Below are 23,612 nucleotides of genomic sequence, written 5' to 3'. Positions count from 1 at the left end.
TCACGTCGCACCCCTGCTGCAAAAAGGTGTCCACCTGCTCGTTCTGGGCGGACTGACTGCCCCGGGCGTCCGTCACGTTGAGATTGATCTTGATGCCCCGTTCCTGCTCCTCCGTCCGGGCCAGCTGCTCCAGGTTCTGCACTACGGTGGAGAGGAAGGTGTCCTCCTGCTGATAGAGCGCCACACCGATGCGGACGGTAGGCGTCTCCCGCTCTTTTCCGCAGCCGACCAGCAGTACCAGCACCACCAGCACTGCGGCCGCGGCCGCCACAGCGGCTTTTTTCATGCCACGCCTCCTTCCATCCTCACCGGGTCACCGGGAACAACAGCTTTTGATGCTCCGGCTCATACATGTTCTCCTTGCGCACCACGGAAAACGACAGCGGCGGGACCTCCTGAGAGCCATTTTTGGAAATGGCGTCCACCAGCGCCTCCACCGCCAGGTATCCGGCAGCAAATTCGTTACGGGCCACCACCGCCGTGACGGTGCCCTGTTCCAAAAAGGCCGCAATGGCGGCGCTGGAACCGGCGCCGTACAGCAGCGGAGCAGACGTCTGCTCCCGCAGCAGCCCGGCGGTCCGTTCCAGCGTGGTGGTGTCCGCCACCACCACCGCCGCTGGAGACCAGGCGGCCAGCTCACCCGCCAGCACAGACTCCAGATTTTCCTCTTTGCGCAGCGTACAGCGGTAGACCCGGCGCCCCGCCGCCTCCAGAACCTCCGCCGCTGCGTCCATCCGGTCAGAGATGCCGGTGGCATCCGGCACGCCGCTGAGCAGCAGCACGGAAGATCCCTCTGGTGCGCCGTTGATGGCGATCTCCCCCAGCATCCGCCCCAGGGCGGTGTTATCCACACTGACACAGGCGGCGGCACCGTCCTCGGACATGTCCGTCTCCATGGTCACCACCGGTATGGCGTTGGTCACATCCTCCACGGTTTGCGCCAGCACGTCCCGGTCAGCGGGGATCAGCAGCAGCCCATCCGCGCCGTTGTCCGTCTCCCGCTCCAGCAGCTCCCGCTGCTCCTGGGCGTCATTTTCCTGACTGAGGGTCAGCATCCGCAGCTCCACATTCAGGTCCAGTGCCGCCTGTTCCATCCCCTGGCGGGTGACGGACCAGGTGCCGCCCTCCGTCTCCCGCAAAATCACGGAGATCTCCACCGGCTCCTGCCGGGTCTGGACATCCGTGGGTTCCATCGCCAGCAGCAAAAACAGCACACACAGTCCCAGCAGGGGCACCACCAGCTGCCAGATCACCTTCCGTTTCATGCCTCTCCCTCCTTCCGGTAGCGGCGGGCCGCCTCCTCGTCCAGCGCCGGCAGGCGGATCCGGACGGTGGTGCCGTCATCCGGCTCGCTGAGGATGGTCAGGCCATAGTCCGCCCCGAAGGTCAGCCGGATGCGCTGGTGCACATTCCGGAAGCCGATGCCGGAGCCCTTGGCCCCCGCCGCAGCGGCAGGGCCGTTGGGATTGAGGAGATTGGCCACCACTTCCTCCGGCATGCCAGGGCCGTTGTCGGAGACCTCGATGAGTACGTCTTCCCCGTCCCGGAAGGCCCGGACGGAGATCTCCCCGTCCCCGTCGGCGTAGGCCATGCCGTGGTAAATGGCGTTTTCCAGGATGGGCTGGACGATGAGCTTAATGGTATAAAGGCTCTCCACGCCGTCCTCCGCCGTGATGGTGGCGGAGAACTTGTTCTTGTAGCGCATCTTCTGAATGGTGAGATAGTGCCGGGCGTGCTCCAGCTCGTCCCGGATGGGGATGATGCTGCTGCCCCGGCTCAAAGAGATGCGGAAGAAGCGGGCCAGGGAGGTGAGCATCACCACCGCGTCGTCGGTGCGGCCGTTTTCCGTCAGCCAGATAACGCTGTCCAGAGTGTTGTACAGGAAGTGGGGGTTGATCTGGGACTGAAGCACCTCCAGCTCGCTGCGGCGCTTTTGCTCCTCCTGCTGGATGATGTCGTCCATCAGGTGGCGCATGGTGGAGACCATGGAGCGGATGGAGTGGCTCAGATGCTCCACCTCGCCGGGGCCGCCCACATCGAAGTCGGCCTCCGTGCCGCCGGCCTCCAATTCCTTGACCGCCCGGTCCAGCTTTTTCACCGGGGCGGTGATCCACTCGGAGAGGCGCAGGTTCACAAATACCAGCAAAAAGACGGAGAAGAGCACCACGAAGAGGAAGAACAGCACCAGCTGCCCGTAGTTGTCCCACAGGTTTTCCGAGGGCACCACGCCCACCAGTTTCCAGCCGGTGTAGCCCACGGTCTTCACCGTCACCTCACGGCGGGCGCCGCCGAAGGTCTCCTGGTGGCTGCCGTCGGTATAGCCAGCGGCGGTGCGGTTGTTTTCCTCCAGCAGTCCCGCGTAGATCAGCTGCTGGCGGGGATGATAGATGATCTCCCCGTCCCCGTCAATGAGGTAGAGGTAGCCGGTGGAGGACAGGTCCACATCCTTGCAGATCTGCTCGATGCCGCCGAAGCTCATGTCCACCAGCAGCACGCCGCTCTCAATGGAACCGGCCCGGGTCAGCTCCACCTGCCGGCTGAGGGACACCACCCAGCGATACTGGTAATCCGGGTCCTCAAAGAGGTTTTGCACATGGGGCGTGGAAAAGTGGAGGTTTTCGATCCGCTCCATGGCGGTGGTGAACCAGGACTCCTTCTCCGGATTGACGCTGTTTTTGAGCCCCACCAGCGGCGTGGAGGCGATCAGCTCCCCCTCCTCGGAGAACAGTGCGATGGACACCAGGGCGTCCCGGTTGTTCTCGTAGAGCAGGTCCAGATCCTCTGACAGATCCTCCTCCGCCAGGTCCGCATCCTTGATGACGGAGTAATAGGCCGTGTCGGACAGCCGCATCATCCGGCGCAGGTAGGCATCCAGATTGAGATTCACCTGAGCCAGCACCCGCTGGCTGTTTTCCGCCATCTGGGTGTTGGTGTTGGCGGAGAAGCGGAAAAACAGCGCCAGGCCCATGAAGATCATGCCCACCACCGCCACGGCGGTGAAGGACAGGGACAAGATGCCCTGGATGCTGCTGCGGCGGTAAAACTCCCGCCACCACCTGCGAAACGGTCCGAGCACAGGGAGGCCTCCTCTCAAAAAAGGTGGTCCGTTCCGGTGCTCAGGCACCGGCGCGGTACTTCGTGGGGGTCACGCCGAAATGGCGTTTGAAGACATAGCTGAAATAGTTGGGGTCGTCATAGCCGCACTTGCGGGCAATGAGATAAGTCTTTTCCTCCGTGGTGCGCAGGGCCGTGGCCGCCGCCTCCATCCGCACCACCGTCACATAGGCGGTGAAGCTCATGCCCACCTCCCGCTTGAAGAGGGTGGAAAAGTACGCCGGGCTCAGGTGCAGATGGGCGCACAGCCGCTCCACGGAGAGATCACTTTCGGCGTAATGGTCGTTGATGAACCGCTTGGCCCGCTCCACCAGCTCGCCGGCGGAGTCAGTCCGCCTGCGGCGGATCAGCTCCTGGATGCGCAGGCACCGCTCCACACACCAGTCCTCCAGAGCCTGAGGCGAGTCAAAATCCGTAGCCTGGACGGTTCCGGTGAACCCGGAGCCGAACACCTCCGACAGCTCCAGTCCGGCGCTCCGGGTCAGCTTCAAAAGGCAGGTCAAAAGCTCCAGAAAGAAGAGGTTGCACTGGGCCATGGACTGCCCCGAAGCCCGGAGCTTGTCCGTCAGCTGCCGGGCCACATCCCGGACCTCCTGGGCGCTGCCCAGCTTCACGGCGGCGGTCACCGCCCGCTCGTCGTTTTCGTCGAAGGCGGGCCGGACCCCGGCGTCCGGTTCCAGGTCGCCGATGTAGATGGTGCCGCCCTTACCCACCAGTCCACGGTAGTCCAGGGCGCTGCGGGCGCCGGCGGCGGACTTGGGCAGTTCCTCCGGCGTGGCGCAGGGGGTCCCTACGCCCACCGTCAGCTTGACGCCCAGATACCGCTCTGAAAGGGCGCAGACCCGGCCCACGGCGGTGATGAAGTCGTAGATGGAAACCTCGCTGTGCAGCGAGGCCAGCAGGGCCACCGTCTCCTTATACAAGAAGGGACGGCACACACATCCGGGCAGCGAGAGATTTTCCTCGAAGAGCTGCTGCACGGAGAGGGAGAGCAGCTCCCGCCGCTCCTGGGGGGCATGGATATGGACCAGGGCCGCCGCCAGAGACGGGCCGGAGAGGTCCACGTCGTACCGGGCCGCCAGCTCCTCCGTCCGGTCCACCCGGCCCTCCAGCAGCCGGGAGAGAAAGAGGCTGCGCAGTACCGGCAGGCTCTCCTCATAGCGCTGGCGCAGGGTCTCCTGGTTCTGCCGCTCCGTCCGCTCGGCGTCCAGCTGCTCCTTGAGCTTTTGCAGCACCCCGGAGAGCTCTGCGGCGTTGATGGGCTTGAGGATATACTCCGAGACGTTCATCCGCACCGCCTGCTTGGCGTACTCAAAATCGTCAAAGCCGGAGAACACCACAAACTTGGACCCCGGCAGCCGCTTGGTCAAAATACTGCACAGCTCCAGCCCATCCATGAAGGGCATTTTGATATCCGTCAGGACCACATCCGGCTGCACGGACTCCGCCAGTTCCAGGGCGTCGCGGCCGTTTTCCGCCTCGCCCACCAATTCAAATCCCAGACCGTTCCAGTCCATTTTCCGGCTGATTCCCACCCGGATGTCCTCCTCGTCGTCCACCAGCAGCACCTTATAGAGGCCCATGTCTTTCTCACATCCTTTTCTCCGTCAGTATAGCACATTGCCCCCGGAATGGGAACAAAAAGAGGGGGCGCGCAGCCAGTGCGTGCCCCCCAGGGGTCCGGGAGCAAAAGCCCCGGGTCCGCCCGCGTGCGGGCGGAGATACCGCCCCCGCCGCCGCGCAGGACGGCGGGGAAGAGGGGGAGTGCAGTCCCCCGGTTTCTCACTTCTTGACCAGATACTTGCGCATATCCAGGGCGCAGGCAAAGAGGATGATGCCGCCCTTGATGATGTAGAACAGGTCCTGGTTGATGCCGATCATGTTGAGGCCCACGAAGATCAGGCGCAGCATCAGCACACCGATGACGATGCCGCGGATCTTGCCGATGCCGCCGACGAAGGAGACGCCGCCGATGACGCAGGCCGCGATGGCGTCGGACTCGTAGTTGAGGCCGGTGTTGGCGGTGTTGGAGGCCACGCGGGCACCCTCGATGAAACCGGTGACGGCGTACATGGCGCCGGCCAGGGCAAAGACCATCAGCGTGGTGGCAAACACGTTGACGCCGGAGACCCGAGCGGCCTCTTCATTGGCGCCCAGAGCGAACATGTTCTTGCCGAAGGTGGTCTTGTTCCAGATGAACCACATCACGATGGTGCAGATCACGGCGATCCACACGTAGTTGGGGATGGGGGTGCCGTCGATCTTGGCGAAGGGCAGGGAGCCGGTGATGAAGTTGGAATAGGACTTGTCCAGACCGGAGATGGCCATGCCGTTGTTGTTGCCGGCCTTCACATACAGCAGCAGGAAGGTATAGACGATCAGCTGGCTGGCCAGGGTGACGATGAAGGGATGCAGCTTGAACTTGGCCACGAAGAAGCCGTTGAAGGCGCCGATGGCACCGCCGATAACCATGGCCAGGATCAGCACCAGGATCACGTTGGGCGGGGTCAGGTTCACCCACATCTTGCTGGCGGCGTCCACAGACTGCAGCAAAGAGGCGGAGATACAGGCGGTCAGGCCCACGATGCGGCCGGCGCTCAGGTCGGTACCGGTCAGCACGATGCATCCGCCGACACCCAGGGCCACCGGCAGATAGGCGCAGGTCTGGGCCAGGATGTTGATAATGGACGCGGGCTTCATGAAGTTCTTGTTGACGATGGCGATGTAAATGACCGCGATCACCATGATGATGATCAGGGCGTTATTGAGGATCAGGTCGCCCACACGGCGCGCGGTCCAGGGCTCTTTTGCCCGGGCCTTCACCTGAGCCTCCCGTTCCATGGTCTTGGATTCCTTACTCATTGGTGATTTCCCCCTCTTTTACACGTATTTGGCAGCCAGGGTCAAGATCTCCTCCTGGCTGGTAGTCTTGGCATCCACTTCGCCGGCCAGCTGGCCGCCGGACATGACCAGAATCCGGTCACACACGCCCAGCAGCTCCGGCATCTCGGAGGACACCATGATAACGCCCTTGCCTTCCTTGGCCAGGTTGATGATCAGCTCATAGATCTCGTACTTGGCGCCCACGTCGATGCCGCGGGTGGGCTCGTCCAGCAGCAGCACCTCCGGCTTGGTGAGCAGCCACCGGCCAATGATGACCTTCTGCTGGTTGCCGCCGGAGAGGGAGCGGATCTGGGTTTTCTGGCTGGGCGTTTTGATGCGCATGGCCTTGATGGCCCAGTCCGTATCCTCACGCATCTTCTTGTTGGAGAGGCAGATGCCGCCGATGAGGTAATGTTTCAGGTTGGAGATGACGGTGTTGTCCAGAATGTCCCGGATGCCGAAGATGCCGGTGGCCCGGCGCTCCTCCGTCAGCAGGGCGAAGCCGTTTTTGATGGACTCCCGGGGATTGCGGTTTTTGATCTCCTTGCCGTGGAGACGGATGGTTCCGCTGGCCTTGGTCATGGCGCCGAAGAGGTTTTCCAGCACCTCGGTGCGGCCGGAGCCATCCAGGCCCGCGATGCCCAGGATCTCACCGGCGCGCAGCTGGAAGGAGGCCTCCTTGAGGCGGGTGTACTTGCCGGAGAGGTGCTCTACCTCCAGGATAGTCTCACCGGGGACATTCTCCTTGGGGGGGAAGCGGTTGGTGAGCTCACGGCCCACCATCAAACGGATGATCTCCTCCATGGTCAGGTCCTTGGCGGGCTTGGTGGCCACATACTGGCCGTCCCGCATGATGGTGACCTCATCACTGATGCGGAGGATCTCCTCCATCTTGTGGGAGATGTAAATAATGCCGCAGCCCTTGTCCCGCAGCATGTTGATGATGCGGAACAGGTGCTCCACCTCGGTCTCCGTCAGGGAGGAAGTGGGTTCGTCGAAGACGATGACCTTGGCGTCATAGCTGACGGCCTTGGCGATCTCCACCATCTGCCGCTGGGAAACGGGCATGGTGGACATGATGGCTCTGGGGTCCACATGAACCTCCAGCTGGTCGAAGATCTCCTTGGTGCGCTTGCGCATGATGCTCTCGCTGACCATGATGCCGCCCACCTTGGGGTAGCGGCCCAGCCAGAGGTTGTCGGTGACCGTGCGGGTCAGGGCCTGGTTGAGCTCCTGATGCACCATGGCGACGCCGTTTTCCATGGCCTCCTTGGAGCTTTTGAAGTTGACTTCCTTCCCCTCCAGGGTGATGGTGCCGCTGTCCTTGGAATAAATGCCGAAGAGGCACTTCATCAGCGTGGATTTGCCCGCGCCGTTCTCTCCCATCAGGGCGTGGACGGTGCCGGGCCGGACGGTCAGGGAGACATTGTCCAGGGCTTTGACGCCGGGAAACGACTTGCAGATGTTTTTCATTTCCAGCAATGCCGGCTGATCCATATCGTTTTCTCCTCCTTTGCACATACTTGAATGGGGGAGCTTCCGCCTGAGCGGCACGGAGAATGCCGCTCAGGCAGGGGCTCCTGCTCCATGTGTGAAAAGGCGGGGCTGTCGATGATCGACAGCCCCGCGCTCTGCTCATAGTTCAGACTGGGGCGCTGCCTGCCAATCAGGCCGCAGCTTCCTCGGAAGTGACCATGGCGTAAGGCACACGGATCTTGGCGCAGTCGCTGTCCACCACGAAGTCAGCGGTGTTGTCCATCAGGGCGGCGCCGGTGTTGATGTTGTTCACCAGGGTCATGATGGTGCTGGCCATGCCCTCGGCGTCCTGCTTGACGGTACCGGTCATCTGGCCGTTCTCGATCTTCTGGACAGCGGAGTCCATGGCGTCCACGCCGTAGACGGGAATGGTGGTGCTGCCTTCCTCACCGGTGTTGTAGCCGGCGGCCTGCAGAGCAGCGATGGCACCCTCGGCCATGCCGTCGTTGTTGGCGATGACCAGCTCCACCATGTTTCCGCTGGCCTCAGAGTAAGCGGCCAGGATGGTGTTCATGTAGTCGGTAGCAGCCTGAGAGGACCAGTTGCCGGTGGTGTCCACCAGGTACTTGGAGGTGTTGTTGGCGTCATAGAAGGACAGAGCGGGCTTGCCGGCCTCGGTCAGGATGGCATCGGCGTCCTCCACGGAATACTGAGTGCGGTACTCGGCTTCCTTGTTGCCCTCCTGGCCCTTGAACAGGACGTAGGAGATGGTGCCGTCGCCGTTGAGGTCAACCGCATCGTAGTTCTCCAGCAGGAAGTTGCCGATCATCTCGCCCTGCATGTGGCCGGCCTCGGCGGCGTCGGTGCCGACGAAAGCGCAGTTCTCATAGCTGTCGACCACGCTGTTTTCAACCTCGCGGTTGAAGAAGATGATGGGGATGCCGGCGTTCTTGGCGGCATCGCAGGCCTGCTGGGCAGCGTCGGGAGAAGAGGTCTCCACGATGTTGACCACCAGAAGGTTGGCGCCGTTGGAAATGGCGGTGTTGATCTGGTCCAGCTGGGTTGCCTGGTTGCCAGCGCCGTCATAGTTGTTGTAAGTGATGCCGGCCTCTTCCAGCAGGCCGTCCATGGCATTGCGGACGGTGGTGATGTACGCATCGGAATAGTTGTAATAGAACACGCCGACGTTCAGCTCACTGGCTGCGGTATCGCCGTCAGTCGCTCCGTCGTCCGTGGTCTCCTCGCTGCCGCAGGCCACCAGGGACAGGCTCATGACGAGAGCCAGGATGAGTGCAAGAAACTTCTTCATCTTTGTTCCTCCTGTTAATTTTAGGGCCGGTTTCTTTCCCGGAAGGAATACTCCTGACCCGATGTTGCTTTTATTCTAATCCTCCAAAAGCGAAAAAACGATAGAAAAATATTCGGTGCTCTAGGAAAAAACTTTGTTTTTTTCTCCAGCGTACGTAATATTTTCGCGTTTAATGTCGACTTGCACAATTTTTCGTAAAACTTTTATACAAAAAGAAATACGGCCGGACATTGTTTGACACAATGTCCGGCCGTATGGCCTTTATTCTTCCACTTCCTTCAGCCGGCTGACGAAGGGGCTGTTGGTGCAGCTGAGCTCAGGGGCGGCCTTCTTGAACCGGTCCACATTGGCGGCACTCTCCTTCACCGGGGTGATGGTGCCGGCGCCGGCCACGCAGCCGCCGGGACAAGCCATACCTTCCAGCAGATAACCGTCCCGCTTGCCGGCCTTGGCCATCATCAGCATCTTCTTGCACTCCCGCAGTCCGTCACCGTACTCGATGGGGACCTGCCGGTCCGGGTCGATGTGGCTGATGGCCTCCACCACAGCGGCGGCCACACCGCCGCCCACGGCAAAGCCCCGGCCCATGCCGGTTCCCTCGCTCATGTCGTCGGCGGGATCGCCCTCGATCTCGGCGAAGTTGATCTCCTTGGCGTCGAACATGCCCTGGAGCTCCTCAAAGGTGAGGACGTAGTCCACGTCGGAACGGACGGATCTGCGGTTGGCCTCCAGTTTCTTGGCGGCGCAGGGGCCGATGAAGCAGATGCGGGCGTTGGGATGGTCCTTTTTCACCATGCGGGCGGTGATGACCATGGGGGTCAGGGCCATGGAGATATAATCCTTGAACTGGGGGAAGAGCTTCTTGGCCATCACGGACCAGGCGGGGCAGCAGGACGTGCCCATGAAGGGCTGCTTCGCAGGAACGCTCTCCAGGAAGTCGTGGGCCTCCTCCACGGTGCAGAGGTCCGCGCCGATGGCAACCTCCACCACATCGGTAAAGCCCAGGATGCGCATGGCGGCCTTGAGCTTTGCGGGGGTGGCGTCCTTGCCGAACTGGCCCACGAAGGCGGGGGCCACGCAGGCGATGACCTCGTCGTTGCGCTGCATGGCATTGATGACCTGGAAGATCTGACTCTTGTCGGCGATGGCGGCGAAGGGGCAGTTCACCAGGCACATGCCGCAGGAGACACACTTGTCATAGTTGATCTTGGCCCGGCCCAGCTCGTCAGACTCGATGGCGTCCATGCCGCAGGCGGCGGCGCAGGGACGCTCGATCTTGCTGATGGCCCGGTAGGGGCACTGGTTGAAGCACTTGCCGCACTTGATGCACTTGCTCTGATCGATGTGGCAGTGCTTGTTCTCATCGAGATAAATGGCGTCCTTGGGGCAGACGTTCATGCAGGGGTGGGAGATGCAGCCCTGGCAGCTGTCCGTGATGCGGATCTGCTTGGGCGGGCAGGCATTGCAGGCGAAGGGAATGATATTGACCAAAGGCTCCTCAAAATACTTCTGGTCCGTGGCGGCCTCCTGGATCTGGGCGCTGACCGGGGACTGCTCACCGGCGGGCTGCAGGCTCATGCCCAAGGCCAGACGGACCCGCTCCTGCACGATGGCCCGCTCCAAAAACACGTCGTGGCGATGCTTTGCCACCTCGCCGGGAACGATCTTGTAGGGGATCATATCCACCCGGTTCAGATCGCCGCCCTCATAGGCAAGACGGGCTACCTCGGTAAAGATATTCCGGCGGATATCATCCACCGCGCTGTGTACACCTCTCATAGTCCTTTTTCCTCCTGTTCCACCGGCAGTCGCATTCTATCCGGTTTCGTGAAAAATTCGCGGAATTATTATATAAGAGGCGGTGGACTTTTGCAAGGAAAACCCCCTGGAAATCAAAAAAATGTAAGATCTTTATAACTTTTTTACAGCTCCCGTCCGGTTTTCCCAAAAATCCGGGCAAACTGACCGAAAACGGAAAGCGGCGGACCTCCGAAAATCCGGAGGTCCGCCGACAACAGCTGTACAAAGTGGGGCTTTGAAATAATGGGAAGGAAGATAGCTGCGAAAGAAAACCAGGAAGGGTGTCTTTCGCTTTAAATCAGAAGTTTTCAGAACTTTCTGAGGTTCTGAAAAACTTGCGCATCCTGTCAAAAGATCTTTTGACAGGATGCAGCGGACCTCCGGAAATCCGGAGGTCCGCTGCTTTTGGAGAGAGAAAGAAGAAAATGAAAAGAGAGGGGTTCTTGCTCGTTCCTCCTTGGAGGATGGCTTTAGTGTATCCCCCAAAGTTAAAAACAACCTTGAAAAATTTTGAACAGTTTGTAAAGATGTATCTTTCAGGTGGATTTCAGATTCTCTGGCTATACTCTCTTTTGTAAAGGGGGAGAGGTCTGTCCTCTCCCGGCCCTGAGGGAAGGGTATCTTTAAGACAAGGCGCCCGGCGGGCGCATGGAGGTTTGTATGATCGAGGTCAAAAACCTGGTGAAGCGATACGGGAACCACTGCGCGGTGGATCATCTCAGCTTTACCGTGGAGGATGGGCAGGTATTCGGTCTGCTGGGTCCCAACGGTGCCGGAAAGTCCACCACCATGAACATCATGACCGGCTACCTGGCCGCCACAGAGGGGGACGTGGTCATCCAGGGCCACAACATTCTGGAAGAGCCGGAGGCCGCACGCAAGTGCGTGGGGTATCTCCCGGAGATCCCCCCGCTGTACCCGGACATGACGGTATTGGAATACCTGCGGTTCTGCGCGGAGCTGAAAAAGCTGCCGCCGGAACGGCGGCAGGAGGATCTGGACGAGGTGTTGTCCCTGACCCACCTGGACGGACAGGCATCGCGTCTGATTCGAAACCTCTCCAAGGGGTACCGCCAGCGGGTGGGGCTGGCTCAGGCCATTCTGGGCTTTCCGCCCATCATCATTCTCGATGAGCCCACGGTGGGCCTGGACCCCAAGCAGGTGGTAGAGATCCGGGCGCTGATCCGGCATCTGGCCAAGGAGCATACCGTGCTTTTGAGCAGTCACATCCTCTCGGAGATTCGGGCGGTGTGCGACCACGTGCTGATTCTGCGCAAGGGAAAGGTGATGGCCTGCGACACGCCGGAGGCCCTGGAGGAAAAGCTCTCCGCCGGCGGCGCGCTGGAGCTGACGGTGCGGGGTTCGGCAGAGGCGGTCCGGTCCACGGTGCTCTCTGTGGACGGCATCACCGCCTGCGAGGCCCAGCAGGAGGGGGACACCGTGCGGATGGAGATCTCCGCTGACGGCGACGCCCGGGAATCCCTGTTCTACGCCTTTGCACAGGCCCGCCAGCCTATTTTGGAGATGCGGCCAAAGACAGCCACTCTGGAAGAAGTCTTTTTGGACCTGACGGATGAAGATGACGCCGTAGCCGCCCAGGCGGCGGCGCTGCTGGCTGGCACACCGGCCCAGACAGAGGAGACCACCGACGCAGAACAGGAGGGAACCGGCGATGAAAGCGGTTTATAAGCGGGAAGTACAGTCCTATTTCAACTCCATGATCGGGTGGATGTTCACCGCCGTGCTGACGGCGTTTATCGGCATCTACTTCATGGCCTATAACCTCTTCCAGGGTGACGCCTACTTTTCCACCGCCCTGGGCGCCACGCTCTTCGTGCTGATGGTCCTGGTCCCCATTCTGACCATGCGCTCCATGGCAGAGGAGCGCCGCAGCCGTACCGACCAGCTGCTGCTGACAGCGCCGGTCTCTGTCACCGCCGTGGTGATGGGCAAGTATCTGGCCATGCTGACGGTGCTGGCCTGCCCCCTGGTGATCGCCTGCCTGTGCCCCCTGATCATCCATTTCAACGGCACCGCCTTTCTCCTGGCGGACTATGCCACGATCCTGGCCTTTTTCCTGCTGGGTGCGGTGGAGATCGCCGTGGGACTTCTGATCTCCGCCCTGACGGAGAGCCAGGTGCTCTCCGCGGTGGGCACTTTCGGACTGCTGCTGGTGCTCTATCTCTGGGATGGGCTGGTGGCGTATCTCCCCTCCACCGCCGGCGGGTCCCTGGCGGGACTGCTGGTGATTCTGGCGCTGGTGTGCTTCCTTGTCAACGCCCTCTCCAGCAACTGGAAGGTGACCGCCGCCGTCTTTGTGGTGGGGGCCGCCGCCATCATCGGCGGCTATGCGGCGGCCAGCGACCGGTTCGCCGGACTGCTGCCGGACGTGCTGGGACGGTTTTCTCTGCTGGGAGCGTTTGACAGCTTCTCCGTGGACCATGTTTTTGATGTGCGGGGTGTGCTGCTGTATCTCTCCCTTATCGCGCTGCTGGTGTTTTTGACCGTTCAGGTGGTCCAAAAACGCCGTTGGAACTGAAGGGAGGCAACAGACAATGAACCTGCACAAGATTCGGGAGGCCGCCGGCCGGCATTCCTCCCGCCGGGGCGCACTTTCCGCCGCGATCACCGCGCTGGCCGTGGCAGTGGTGATCCTCGTCAACCTGCTGGCGGCCCAGCTGCCGGAGCACTGGACCCAGTTCGATCTCACCGACAGCGGCATTTACGACATCTCCGACACCACCCGGGACTACCTGGCGGATCTGGACGAGGACGTGGTGATCCACGTTCTGGCGGACAAGGACAGCCTGGACACCCGTATCGTCCGCTTTCTTGCCACCTATGAAGAGCTCAGCAGCCACCTCAGCGTGGAGTACACGAATCCTGTGGTGTACCCCTCCGTGCTGACGGACTACGGCGTGGACAGCAATACCATCGTGGTCACCTGTGAGGCCACCGGCCGCCAGGAGAGCTTTTCGATTGACGACATTATCGGATATGATATAATGTCTTATTATTACTACGGCTCTTATAATGAGACGGATTTTGACGGCGAGGGACTTTTGACCTCCGCCGTGGACGGCGTCCTCACCGATGCCTCCCGTACCATCTACCAGACCACCGGCCACGATGAGACCGCCCTGTCCAGCACGGTGGAGACGCTTCTGGCTAAGTCCCATCTGTCCATCTCCAGCGTAAACCTGCTGACCAACAACGGCATCCCGGAGGACTGCGACCTGCTGATCATCAATGACCCCACCCGGGACCTGGCGGCGGACGAGCTGGACATGATCCTGGAATACCTCTCCACCGGCGGACAGGTGATCTACAACATGGCAGGGGCGGATCTGTCCCTGCCCAACCTGGAGACTCTCTGCGCAACCTACGGCATGGATGTTGCACCGGGGCTGATCGCCGACACCCAGCGGTATTATCAGAATAACCCCTACTGGTTCTTCCCGCTGGTGGACAACAGCGTGGATGTGGCCAGCGGCCTCTCCAGCGACGCAACACTGCTCTTCTGTGCCTCCCGGGGCTTCACCCTCACAGACCCCGCCCGGGACAGCATCACCGTCCAGTCCTTCCTGACCACCTCGGAGGAGGGCGTGGCCGTCACCGGGGACACGGCCGAGGACCAGACCCCCGGCACCTATGCGGTGGCCGCCACCGCCACGGAGGAGATCGACGACAACATCACCGGACGGCTGACGGTGTTCGGCTCCGACTCCCTCATCAACGACGCCATCAACTCCACCTTTACCAACCTGGATAACCTCACTCTCTTCACCAGCGCCGTCACCGTGGACTTTGACGACATCTCCTCGCTCTCCATTGAGCCGGTAAGTCTGCAGACCCCCACCAACACCATCTCCACCGGCGGCATCTGGGCGCTGCTGCTGATCTTCCTGGTTCCCGGTGCGCTGCTGATCTATGGCTTTATCCGCTGGCTGCGCCGCCAGAAACTCTAAGACGGGAGGTTCTCTTTCATGACTCGACAACAAAAAAAGCTCCTGCGGGGACTGGTGATCGCCGCGGTGGTACTGCTGGCCGTGCTGATCGCCGTGCTGCTGATCAAGCGGAACAACGCCGCCAAGCAGGCGGAGGAAGAGGCCGCCCAGGAAGCCGCCAGCTCCATCACAGAGGACCACGGCTACACCTCTCTCACCTACAGCAACGGCACCGCCACGCTCTCCTTCTCCCAGGACGAGGAGGGCAGCTGGATCTGGAGCGACGACCCGGAGTTCCCCCTGGATGACACCACAGTGACCAGCATCGTGGAGGCCATCCAGTCCCTCAAGCCCCAGCAGACCATCACCGATGGAGACACGCTGGACGCCTACGGTCTGGACCAGCCCTCCGCCACCCTCACCGCCACCGACGCCGAGACCGGGGAGACGCTGAAGCTCACCTTCGGCAAGGCCACCACCGACGGCACCAGCTACTACATGCTGATGAACGACGCCGAAAGCCCGGTGTATATCGTGGCCGACACGCTTTATAACTATCTCTCCACGCCCATCTACGACATGTGCGTCCTGCCGGAGCTGCCGGTTTTGACGGAGAACACCATCAACAGCCTCACCATTCAGGGCACGGTTGAAACAACGCTGACCGCTTCCCGCAGCGAGGACACAGACACCGGCGACGGGGACGAAAACGAAGAGACGACCTCCTCCGTCACCTGGACGTCCGGAGAGACGAATGTGACGGATAACGAGACGCTCCAGTCTCTGCTGGATGAGCTGGGCGGGCTGTATTTTACCAAGTGCGCGGACTATAAGCCCTCCGACGAGGCTGTGGAGCTGTGCGGCTTCACTGCGCCTACCGCCGTTCTCACCGCCTCCTATGTGCCCGACTCCGGCACAGAGGGGACGCTGACGCTGACCATCGGCACCAAAAATGTGGATGGAGACAGCTATTACGCCCGGATGGACGACGACACCACCATTTACCTGATCTCCGCCAGCACCGTTTCCACGCTGGTGTCGGTGGCGTCCGCCGGCCTGAGCGCATAAACCATACCATGTCCCTTACGCCGCAGGCGGAGAATCTCCGCCTGCGGCGGTGTCCATACCGGAATCAGGAGGAAAAACGATATGCGGGTATTGATCGTGGAAGATGAAGTACGCCTGGCGGCCACGCTGCAGGATCTGATGGAGATGGACGGCTATACCGCCGATGTCTGCCATGACGGGGAAACCGGGCTGGACAACGCCCTGACGGGGATCTACGACGTGATGATCCTGGATGTGATGCTGCCCAAAATGGACGGCTTCACCGTCCTGCGCCGGCTGCGCGCCGCCAATGTCGCCACGCCGGTTCTGATGCTCACCGCCCGCTCCGAGGTCACCGACAAGGTCACGGGACTGGACTGCGGGGCGGACTACTACCTGACCAAGCCCTTCGAGCCCAAGGAGCTGCTGGCCTGCATCCGGGCGCTGACCCGGCGCCAGCCGGAGCTGCGCAGCACGGACACCCTCAGCTGCGGGGACCTGACGCTGGCGAAAAACTCCTTCTCCCTCAGCTGCGGCGGGCGGTCCGTCCGCCTGAGCCGGAAGGAGTACGACATGATGGAGCTGTTCATGCTCAACCAGAGGCTGGTCATCACCAAGGAGAACCTGCTGCTGAAGATCTGGGGATATGAGTCCGACGCCGAGGACAACAATGTGGAGGTCTACGTCTCCTTTTTGCGCAAAAAGCTGGAACACCTCCACTCCCAAGTAAAGATCAAGACTATCCGCATGGTTGGCTACTGTCTTGAGGTCCCGGAGACCTGACGATTTCCACGTTTTCCACCTATTTTTCCACGTTTTCCACAGAGTTTTCGACAATGCTTTTTTGAACGGGAGGAGGATGCCCCATGATCCGCAAGCTGCGGCTGAAATTTGTGGTGGTGTGCATGACCCTGATCATGGTGGTGCTGGGGGTAGTGCTGGTGTCCATCTTCCTCTCCGCCCGGCAGAACCTGGAGGTCATCAGCCATCAGGTCCTGGAGCGGGTCATCCGGGAGGATTCCGCCCCCAATCACAACACTGCCATCACCCCATCCCAGCAGCCGGACCTGGGGCTGGATATCGGCGGCAAAGAAGTGGTTCTTCCTTACTTCACCGTGATGCTCTGGCAGGATCGCAGCGGCAATTACACCGCCTATGTCACCGGCGGCACCTACAGCAACCTCCAGGGGACCGAGGAACTGAGCACCGTATTGCGGGAATGTCTAAGCCAGCAGCAGGAGGAGGGCACCATCCGCTCCTATAACCTGCGCTATCTCCGGCAGGACAACGGTCTTTTCCAGAAAATCGCCTTCGTGGACATCTCTATGGAACAGGCGACCCTCCAGGAGATGATGGGCTCTCACCTCCAGATCGCCGTCGCGGCTTTCTTCCTGCTGCTGGTCATTTCCATCGTGCTGGCCCGCTGGGCCACCGCCCCGGTGGAGAAAGCCTGGCAGCAGCAGCGCCAGTTCCTCTCCGATGCCTCCCATGAGCTCAAAACGCCGCTGACGGTCATCCTCTCCAACGCGGAACTGCTTCAAGCCGCGCCGCTTTCGGAAAAACCTGCCCGCTGGAGTGAAAACATCCGCATGGAGGCCCAGCAGATGAAAAAGCTGGTGGAGGAGATGCTGACCTTGGCCCGGGCGGACAACATGACCCGCACTGCCGTGCTGGAGGAGGTGTCCCTCTCGGACATCGCAGCGGACTGTGCCCTGGCCTTCGAGCCGGTGGCCTTTGAGGCCGGAAAGCCTCTGGACTATCATCTTACAGAGGACGTCGTGGTTTTGGGGGACCGGGACAAGCTGCGCCAGCTGGTCTCCGTGCTGCTGGACAACGCCATCAAATACGGCCAGGACGGCGGCACCATTACCATGACGCTGCAAAAAACGGACCGCCACGCCCGGCTGACGGTGGCTAACCCCGGCGACCCCATCCCGCCGGAGCAGCTGCGGCGGCTCTTTGAGCGCTTTTACCGGGCGGATGCCTCCCGGGGGGAGAAATCTGGCTTCGGCCTGGGCCTGCCCATTGCCAACACCATCGCCTCCGAACACAAGGGCACGCTGAAAGCAGAGAGCGACGCCACCTCTACCCGCTTTTTCTTTACCATCCCACTGAAAAAATGACGGTACTCCCGTTCATTTCTGTATTTTCCAGGCCGGGGAGGGGCGCTGCTCTGCCGCCCGCATTCACTCCACGAAAATAAAAACGAGGACTGCACGATGCAGGCCTCGTTTTTTATTTCAGGCTTTTTCCGCTTTTCTGGCCTTCTCGTCCAGAATGCTCTTATCCACACAGAAGAAGGTGAACTCTCCCGTGGCCAGCAGCTTGCCGCCCTCGCCCACGATATCCACGGACACCAGGCAGGTGGACTGGCCCCGGTGGCGCAGATAGGCGTTGGCCCGGATGGTGCCGGAGGTCTGGTTGCGCAGCAGATGCAGCGCGCTGGTCTGGGTGACGTAGCTTCTCCCGTCGGTGTGGGCCACTGCACCGGTGGCATTGTCCGCCAGGGTATAGATGGCGCCGCCGTGGACCATGCCGTAGGCGTTCAGGCTCTCCGGCCGCACATCCAGCCGGAATACCGCCCGGTCGGGTTCCACATGCTCCATCTCAATGAAGTTATGAACCATGAACGTGTTGCGGTTGAGCCGCTCACGAGTCTCCTGTTCCAGTTCGTTCATATCGTTTCTCCTTGTTGTCTGGTTTCCGATTTAGTATACCACGCCGGCCAAAAACTTTCCACTCTTTTTGTCGTAAGGGCTTGACAGAGACTTTATTTTGCATATACTGAACATATGAACAATCATTCAAATGAAAGGAAGATGCCCATGGAGGACCGCTACAATGTGGAGTGCTGCGACTTTATCCACGCCCATGAAGAGCTGGTGGAAAAGGTGCGCCGGGAGCTGCCGGGGGAGGACACCCTGTACGACCTGACGGAGCTGTTCCGCATCTTCGGCGATTCCACCCGCATCCGCATTTTATACGTGCTCTTTGAGTCGGAGATGTGCGTGTGTGACATCGCGGCGCTGCTGGGGATGACCCAATCCGCCATCTCTCACCAACTGCGGGCTTTGAAAAATGCCCGGCTGGTCTCCTCCCGCCGGGAGGGGAAAACCGTGTTTTATGCCCTGGCGGATGACCACGTGAAAACCATCATCGACCAGGGGCTGGAGCACGTCTCCGAATAACCCGTCTGACAGAGAACCTTATTGAATTGAAAACAGGAGGAACCCATCATGAAAAAGCGTTTCAAGCTCACCGATCTGGACTGTGCCAACTGCGCCGCCAAAATGGAGACCGCCATCAAGAAGATCGACGGCGTCACCGACGCCTCCGTCAGCTTTCTCACCCAGAAAATGACCATTGAGGCGGACGAGGCCCGGTTTGACGAGATCATGCCCCAGGTGGTGGCCGTCTGCAAAAAGGTGGAGCCGGACTGCGTGATCCACCTGTAACCAGCGGGGCGTTTTGGGTCCGCTCACCGGACGGCCCCGGATTTTGGAGGAACCAGTATGACGAAAAAACAGAAAAAAATGCTCTGCCGCATCCTGATCGCGGCGGTGCTGCTGATCGTGGTCAAGCTGCTGCCCGCCATCGGGCTGCCTTTTCCAATTCCCTGGCTCACTGCCAACGGAGCGGGGGAGGGGACCTATGTCCTGTCTCCGTGGCCGCTGTACCTGATCCCCTACCTCATCATCGGCTGGGACGTTTTATGGCGGGCCATCCGCAACATCGCAAATGGCCAGGTCTTCGACGAGAACTTCCTCATGGCCCTGGCCACCGTAGGTGCCTTCGGCACCGGGGAATACAGCGAGGCCGTATTTGTGATGCTCTTCTATCAGGTGGGCGAGCTGTTCCAGGATTACGCCGTGGGCAAGTCCCGCCAGTCCATTGCCGCCCTGATGGACATTCGCCCGGACACCGCCAATCTGGAGACCGAGGGCGGTGAGATCCGGGAGGTGGACCCGGAGGATGTGTCGGTGGGCGATGTGATCGTCGTCAAGCCCGGTGAGCGGGTGCCGCTGGACGGCCAAGTGCTGGAGGGCAGCTCCTCTCTGGATACCGCCGCCCTCACCGGCGAATCTGTTCCCCGGGACGTGGTACCCGGCGACAGTGTCATCAGCGGCTGCGTCAACCAGACGGGCCTTCTGCGGGTGAAGGTCACCCGCTGCTGCGAGGAGTCTACGGTCTCCAAGATCCTGGACCTGGTGGAAAACGCCAGCGAGAAAAAATCCACCAGTGAGCACTTCATCACCCGCTTTGCCCGCTACTATACCCCCTGCGTGGTGATCGCAGCGGTCCTGCTGTTTGCGCTTCCGTCCCTGGCCCTGGCGCTTCTGGACGGCAGCGCCCTGCCGGGCTTCCTAACGGGCACCACTTGGCAGGACTGGCTCCACCGGGCCCTCATTTTCCTGGTCATCTCCTGTCCCTGCGCCCTGGTAATCTCCGTGCCGCTGAGCTTTTTCGGCCCGCTGATCTTTTCCGGCGGCATCGCCGCCCCCAGCCGGTGCGGCATCCTGGTCAAGGGCGGCAACTATCTGGAGGCCCTGGCCCGGACAGAGACGGTGGTCTTTGATAAAACCGGCACCCTGACCCAGGGCACCTTTACCGTCGCCGCCATCCACCCCCAGGAGCCCTATACGGAAGATCAGCTCCTCGAGTTTGCCGCTCTGGCGGAGCACTGGTCCGATCACCCCATCTCGCTGTCCCTGAAAGCCGCCTGCAAGACGCCGTTGGATGCCGGACGGGTGACGGATGTAGAGGAGATCGCCGGGCACGGTGTCTGCGCCACTGTGGACGGACGGAAGGTATGTGTGGGCAACAGCCGCCTGATGGAGCGCCAGAGCGTCAATTTTCTGCCCTGCGAGCTGCCGGGTACCATTGTCCACGTCACCATCGACGGCTTCTACGCCGGACACATCGTCATCTCCGACCTGCCCAAGGCGGATGCCCGGCAGGCAGTGGAGGCACTGAAGCGGAGCGGCGTGAAAAAGACGGTGATGCTCACCGGAGACACCGAGGCCGTGGCCCGGGCCGTAGCCGGGGAACTGGGGATCGACGAATACCACGCCGAGCTCCTGCCCGCCGACAAGGTGGCATGGACGGAAAAGCTGCTGGCTGCCAAAAGTGAGAAGGGAAAGCTGGCCTTTGTGGGCGACGGCATCAACGACGCCCCGGTACTGACCCGGGCGGACATCGGCATTGCCATGGGTGCCCTGGGTTCCGACGCCGCTATTGAAGCGGCGGACATCGTGCTGATGGACGACAAGCCCTCAAAGATCGCCACAGCCATCCGGATCTCCCGTAAGACACTGCGGATCGTCCACCAGAACATCTGGTTTGCCCTGCTGGTCAAGTTTGCCGTGTTGATTTTGGGCGCCTTCGGCAGGGCGTCCATGTGGGCAGCAGTGTTTGCCGACGTGGGCGTTGCCTTCCTGGCCATCCTCAACGCCACCCGGGCCCTCCATGTGGATCATGACGAAGCGGACCCCAAGAAATGATTTTCCGCCTTTTGCCCAGTGTCAAAAAAACCACCCGCCGGAAATTCCGACGGGTGGTTTTCCACATTGTTGGGAAATTTGTGGGCTTTGGGGAGGGATTTTCCGCGATTGATAAGGATAAACGCCGTTTTTTCCCGCCAACTCACTTAAAAAGCATTTAAGAGAGGCAAAGGTTCTCCACAAAAGGATTCCTGTCGCATGTCTGCCCCGCCGGGGGCCCAAAAATGGCGACTGGCGGGGGAGACGTACTTTCTTATTCCAGCGTATCCAGCTCCGCCTGCCACAGATTCATCTTCGCGTCGCTGGGCATCCGCCTCGTCGTCACAAAGTCCGCCTGCCTCTGCTTCCCGCTTTGCGGAATGCAGAGGCCGCTCCCTTGCTCCTCCTCTCCCCATCGGGGCTTTTGCCCCGCCGGGGACCCCCGGAAATGGCGACTGGCGGGGGAGACGTATTTTCTTATTCCAGCGTATCCAGCTCCGCCTGCCACAGATTCATCTTCGCATCGCTGGGCATCCGCCAGTCGCCGCGGGGGGACATGGCCACGGTGCCCACCTTGGGACCGTCCGGCAGACAGTTGCGCTTGAACTGCTGGCTGAAGAAGCGGCGATAGAAGGTCTTGAGCCACTTCAAGATCACCGCCTGGCTGTACTGCCCGCCCAGAGCGTATACCGCGAGACGGTATATCTTTCGGGGAGAGAAACCCCAGCGGAGCATGTAATACAGGAAAAAGTCGTGGAGTTCATAGGGGCCCACCAAATCCTCGGTGCGCTGGCTGATCTTGCCCTGCACCGCCGGCAGCAGCTCAGGGGAGACAGGCGTATCCAGGATATCCTCCAGCACGTCCCGGAGCGCCTCGTCCTTTTCCGCGTTGTCCCGGGCCAGGTATGCCACCAGATGCCGCACCAGCGTCTTGGGGATGGAGCAGTTGACGGCGTACATGCTCATATGGTCGCCGTTGTAGGTACACCAGCCCAGGGCCAGCTCACTGAGGTCGCCGGTTCCGATAACAATGCCGCCGCTCTGGTTGGCAATATCCATCAGCACCTGGGTCCGTTCCCGGGCCTGGGCATTTTCAAAGGTGACGGAGTGGTCCTCCATGTCATGGCCGATATCCTTGAAATGGCTGCGGACACTGGCGGAGATGTCCACAGTGCGCAGGGTGGTACCCAGCTTTTCCGCCAGGACCACGGCGTTGTTCCGGGTGCGGTCCGTGGTGCCGAAGCACGGCATGGTCACCGCCACGATATCCGTCATGGGCCGGTCCAGCATCTTCATGGCAAGCCCCGCGATCAGCACCGCCAGGGTGGAGTCCAGTCCACCGGAGAGACCCACCACCGCTGTCTTGGCGCCGGTATGCTCCAGCCGCTGCTTTAGGCCCAGGGAGGCGATGAGCAGGATTTCCCGGCAGCGCTCGTCCCGGTCCTCCTTGCCCTCGGGGACAAAGGGCATGGGGGCCACATAGCGGGTGAGCTTGGTCTTGGAGACCGTCAGGGAGAAGGGGCTGCCGGTCAGCTCCGGCACCTGGTCCATCACCTGGGTCCGGCGGCGCTCATAGCAGAGCTTCTGCACGTCGATCTCAGAGATCAAAAGGCCGTTTTCAAACCGCTTCTCGCCCAAAAGGGCACCGTTTTCCGCGATCATCTGGTGGCCGCCGAACACCACGTCGGAAGTGGACTCCCCCTCACCGGCACTGGCGTACACATAGCCGCACAAAAGCTTTGCCGACTGCATGGACACCAGCTGACGGCGGTAATCCGCCTTGCCCAGCACCTCGTTGCTGGCAGAGAGGTTGCCGATGATCGTGGCACCTGCCTGGGCCATGTGGACGGAGGGCGCATCCGGCGCCCACAGGTCCTCGCAGATCTCAAAGCCCAGCACCAGCTCCGGCAGCTCATTGCACCAGAACAGCTGCTTGGCGCCAAAGAGCACCGTCTTCCCGCAGAATCCGTCCACATAGAACGGCTCGCCCTCCGGCGCCGGGGCAAACTGGCGCTTCTCGTAAAATTCGCCGTAATTGGGCAGATGGGTCTTGGGCACCACGCCCAGGATCTCTCCCTTCTGGATAATCGCGGCGCAATTATACAGTTTGTTGTTGACCCGGACCGGCAGGCCCACCGCCGTCACCACTTCCAGGTTCCGGGTGGCCTCCAGTACAATGGAAAGGGCCTGTTCCGCGCCCCGCAGAAGGGTGTCCTGATAGAACAAGTCGCCGCAGCTGTATCCGGTCAGTCCCAGTTCCGGCAGCACCAGCACCTTCACGCCGGCCTGCTCGGCCTTACGCATGATGGTAAAGGTCTGTTCCGCGTTATAATCGCAGTCCGCCAGGCGCAGCTTGGGCGCGCCGCAGGCCACGGTGATGAAACCGTCTCTCATTCGGCAAAACCTCCCGTTGAATCATTCGATGGTTGTATTTTACACCGCTGAAATCTCTTTGACAAGAACCAGGACCTCCTGAAGCTCTCTTCCTTCCCGTGGGCGGATGGTTTTTTCCTCCGTCTCAAACGGCACAAGAAGGGCCGCCTCTCGGCGGCCGCA

At 61.0% G+C, this 23,612-nt stretch carries 18 protein-coding genes and 1 pseudogene; 9 read left to right on the top strand and 10 right to left on the bottom strand.

The features are described 5' to 3' along the window. From QZL67_RS05010 to QZL67_RS04975, 8 genes and pseudogenes are all read right to left on the bottom strand, one after another. Nucleotides 1-286, bottom strand: a pseudogene (locus QZL67_RS05010) (galactose ABC transporter substrate-binding protein); the annotation flags it as partial. A gap of 19 nt (nt 287-305) precedes the next feature. After that, nucleotides 306-1,265 carry a substrate-binding domain-containing protein gene (locus QZL67_RS05005; protein WP_022289661.1) on the bottom strand — a complete coding sequence of 320 codons (960 nt, stop codon included), beginning with the start codon at nt 1,263-1,265 and terminating at the stop codon, nt 306-308. After that, nucleotides 1,262-3,076 (bottom strand): sensor histidine kinase, encoded by a 1,815-nt coding sequence (locus tag QZL67_RS05000; protein WP_022289660.1) that lies wholly within the window; start codon nt 3,074-3,076, stop codon nt 1,262-1,264. Before QZL67_RS05000 ends, QZL67_RS05005 begins: the two co-directional genes overlap by 4 nt. Before the next feature lie 40 nt (nt 3,077-3,116). Further along, nucleotides 3,117-4,697 carry a helix-turn-helix domain-containing protein gene (locus QZL67_RS04995; protein ID WP_022289659.1) on the bottom strand — a complete coding sequence of 527 codons (1,581 nt, stop codon included), beginning with the start codon at nt 4,695-4,697 and terminating at the stop codon, nt 3,117-3,119. A gap of 199 nt (nt 4,698-4,896) precedes the next feature. Then, nucleotides 4,897-5,976 (bottom strand): branched-chain amino acid ABC transporter permease, encoded by a 1,080-nt coding sequence (locus tag QZL67_RS04990; protein ID WP_022289658.1) that lies wholly within the window; start codon nt 5,974-5,976, stop codon nt 4,897-4,899. Nucleotides 5,977-5,994: 18 nt separating this feature from the next. After that, on the bottom strand, nt 5,995-7,494 hold the full coding sequence (locus QZL67_RS04985) for a sugar ABC transporter ATP-binding protein (RefSeq protein ID WP_022289657.1): 1,500 nt from the start codon (nt 7,492-7,494) through the stop codon (nt 5,995-5,997). A gap of 169 nt (nt 7,495-7,663) precedes the next feature. Further along, nucleotides 7,664-8,782 (bottom strand): galactose ABC transporter substrate-binding protein, encoded by a 1,119-nt coding sequence (locus tag QZL67_RS04980; RefSeq protein ID WP_022289656.1) that lies wholly within the window; start codon nt 8,780-8,782, stop codon nt 7,664-7,666. Between the two features lie 261 nt (nt 8,783-9,043). Continuing rightward, nucleotides 9,044-10,561, bottom strand: a complete 1,518-nt coding sequence (locus tag QZL67_RS04975; protein WP_022289655.1) for a 4Fe-4S dicluster domain-containing protein — start codon at nt 10,559-10,561, stop codon at nt 9,044-9,046. A 681-nt stretch (nt 10,562-11,242) separates the two neighbouring features. Between QZL67_RS04975 and QZL67_RS04970 the strand changes: the two genes are divergently transcribed. The 6 genes from QZL67_RS04970 (at nt 11,243) to QZL67_RS04945 (ending at nt 17,699) form a co-directional block, all read left to right on the top strand. Beyond that, nucleotides 11,243-12,271 (top strand): ABC transporter ATP-binding protein, encoded by a 1,029-nt coding sequence (locus tag QZL67_RS04970; protein WP_022289654.1) that lies wholly within the window; start codon nt 11,243-11,245, stop codon nt 12,269-12,271. Then, nucleotides 12,255-13,121, top strand: coding sequence for an ABC transporter permease (locus QZL67_RS04965; protein WP_022289653.1), 867 nt, complete (start codon nt 12,255-12,257; stop codon nt 13,119-13,121). Before QZL67_RS04970 ends, QZL67_RS04965 begins: the two co-directional genes overlap by 17 nt. A gap of 16 nt (nt 13,122-13,137) precedes the next feature. Further along, on the top strand, nt 13,138-14,550 hold the full coding sequence (locus tag QZL67_RS04960; RefSeq protein WP_022289652.1) for a Gldg family protein: 1,413 nt from the start codon (nt 13,138-13,140) through the stop codon (nt 14,548-14,550). An 18-nt stretch (nt 14,551-14,568) separates the two neighbouring features. Then, a complete protein-coding gene (locus QZL67_RS04955; protein WP_022289651.1) occupies nt 14,569-15,597 on the top strand; it encodes a DUF4340 domain-containing protein in 1,029 nt (342 codons plus the stop codon). 81 nt (nt 15,598-15,678) lie between these two features. Continuing rightward, nucleotides 15,679-16,359, top strand: a complete 681-nt coding sequence (locus tag QZL67_RS04950) for a response regulator transcription factor (protein WP_022289650.1) — start codon at nt 15,679-15,681, stop codon at nt 16,357-16,359. Nucleotides 16,360-16,442: 83 nt separating this feature from the next. Beyond that, nucleotides 16,443-17,699 carry a cell wall metabolism sensor histidine kinase WalK gene (locus QZL67_RS04945; RefSeq protein WP_022289649.1) on the top strand — a complete coding sequence of 419 codons (1,257 nt, stop codon included), beginning with the start codon at nt 16,443-16,445 and terminating at the stop codon, nt 17,697-17,699. Nucleotides 17,700-17,816: 117 nt separating this feature from the next. On the opposite strand, the gene QZL67_RS04940 is transcribed toward QZL67_RS04945, so the two are convergent. Continuing rightward, a complete protein-coding gene (locus tag QZL67_RS04940) occupies nt 17,817-18,254 on the bottom strand; it encodes a PaaI family thioesterase (protein ID WP_022289648.1) in 438 nt (145 codons plus the stop codon). A gap of 147 nt (nt 18,255-18,401) precedes the next feature. On the opposite strand from QZL67_RS04940, the gene QZL67_RS04935 reads away from it, so the two are divergent. The 3 genes from QZL67_RS04935 to QZL67_RS04925 are packed head-to-tail and all read left to right on the top strand — an operon-like array spanning nt 18,402 to nt 21,077. Beyond that, nucleotides 18,402-18,764, top strand: coding sequence for a metalloregulator ArsR/SmtB family transcription factor (locus QZL67_RS04935; RefSeq protein WP_022289647.1), 363 nt, complete (start codon nt 18,402-18,404; stop codon nt 18,762-18,764). A gap of 48 nt (nt 18,765-18,812) precedes the next feature. Further along, nucleotides 18,813-19,031 carry a cation transporter gene (locus QZL67_RS04930; protein ID WP_022289646.1) on the top strand — a complete coding sequence of 73 codons (219 nt, stop codon included), beginning with the start codon at nt 18,813-18,815 and terminating at the stop codon, nt 19,029-19,031. 57 nt (nt 19,032-19,088) lie between these two features. Beyond that, nucleotides 19,089-21,077 (top strand): heavy metal translocating P-type ATPase, encoded by a 1,989-nt coding sequence (locus QZL67_RS04925; protein ID WP_022289645.1) that lies wholly within the window; start codon nt 19,089-19,091, stop codon nt 21,075-21,077. 456 nt (nt 21,078-21,533) lie between these two features. Here the strand turns inward: QZL67_RS04925 and QZL67_RS04920 are convergent, their stop codons facing one another. Continuing rightward, on the bottom strand, nt 21,534-23,450 hold the full coding sequence (locus QZL67_RS04920; RefSeq protein ID WP_022289644.1) for an NAD(+) synthase: 1,917 nt from the start codon (nt 23,448-23,450) through the stop codon (nt 21,534-21,536). Between the last annotated feature and the right edge of the window lie 162 nt (nt 23,451-23,612).

The organism is Oscillibacter sp. CAG:155, assembly GCA_000436875.1.
Taxonomy (GTDB): Bacteria; Bacillota; Clostridia; order Oscillospirales; family Oscillospiraceae; genus Oscillibacter.
Note: the sequence above shows the minus strand (reverse complement) of the source record. Positions and strands in the feature narration are given on the sequence as shown.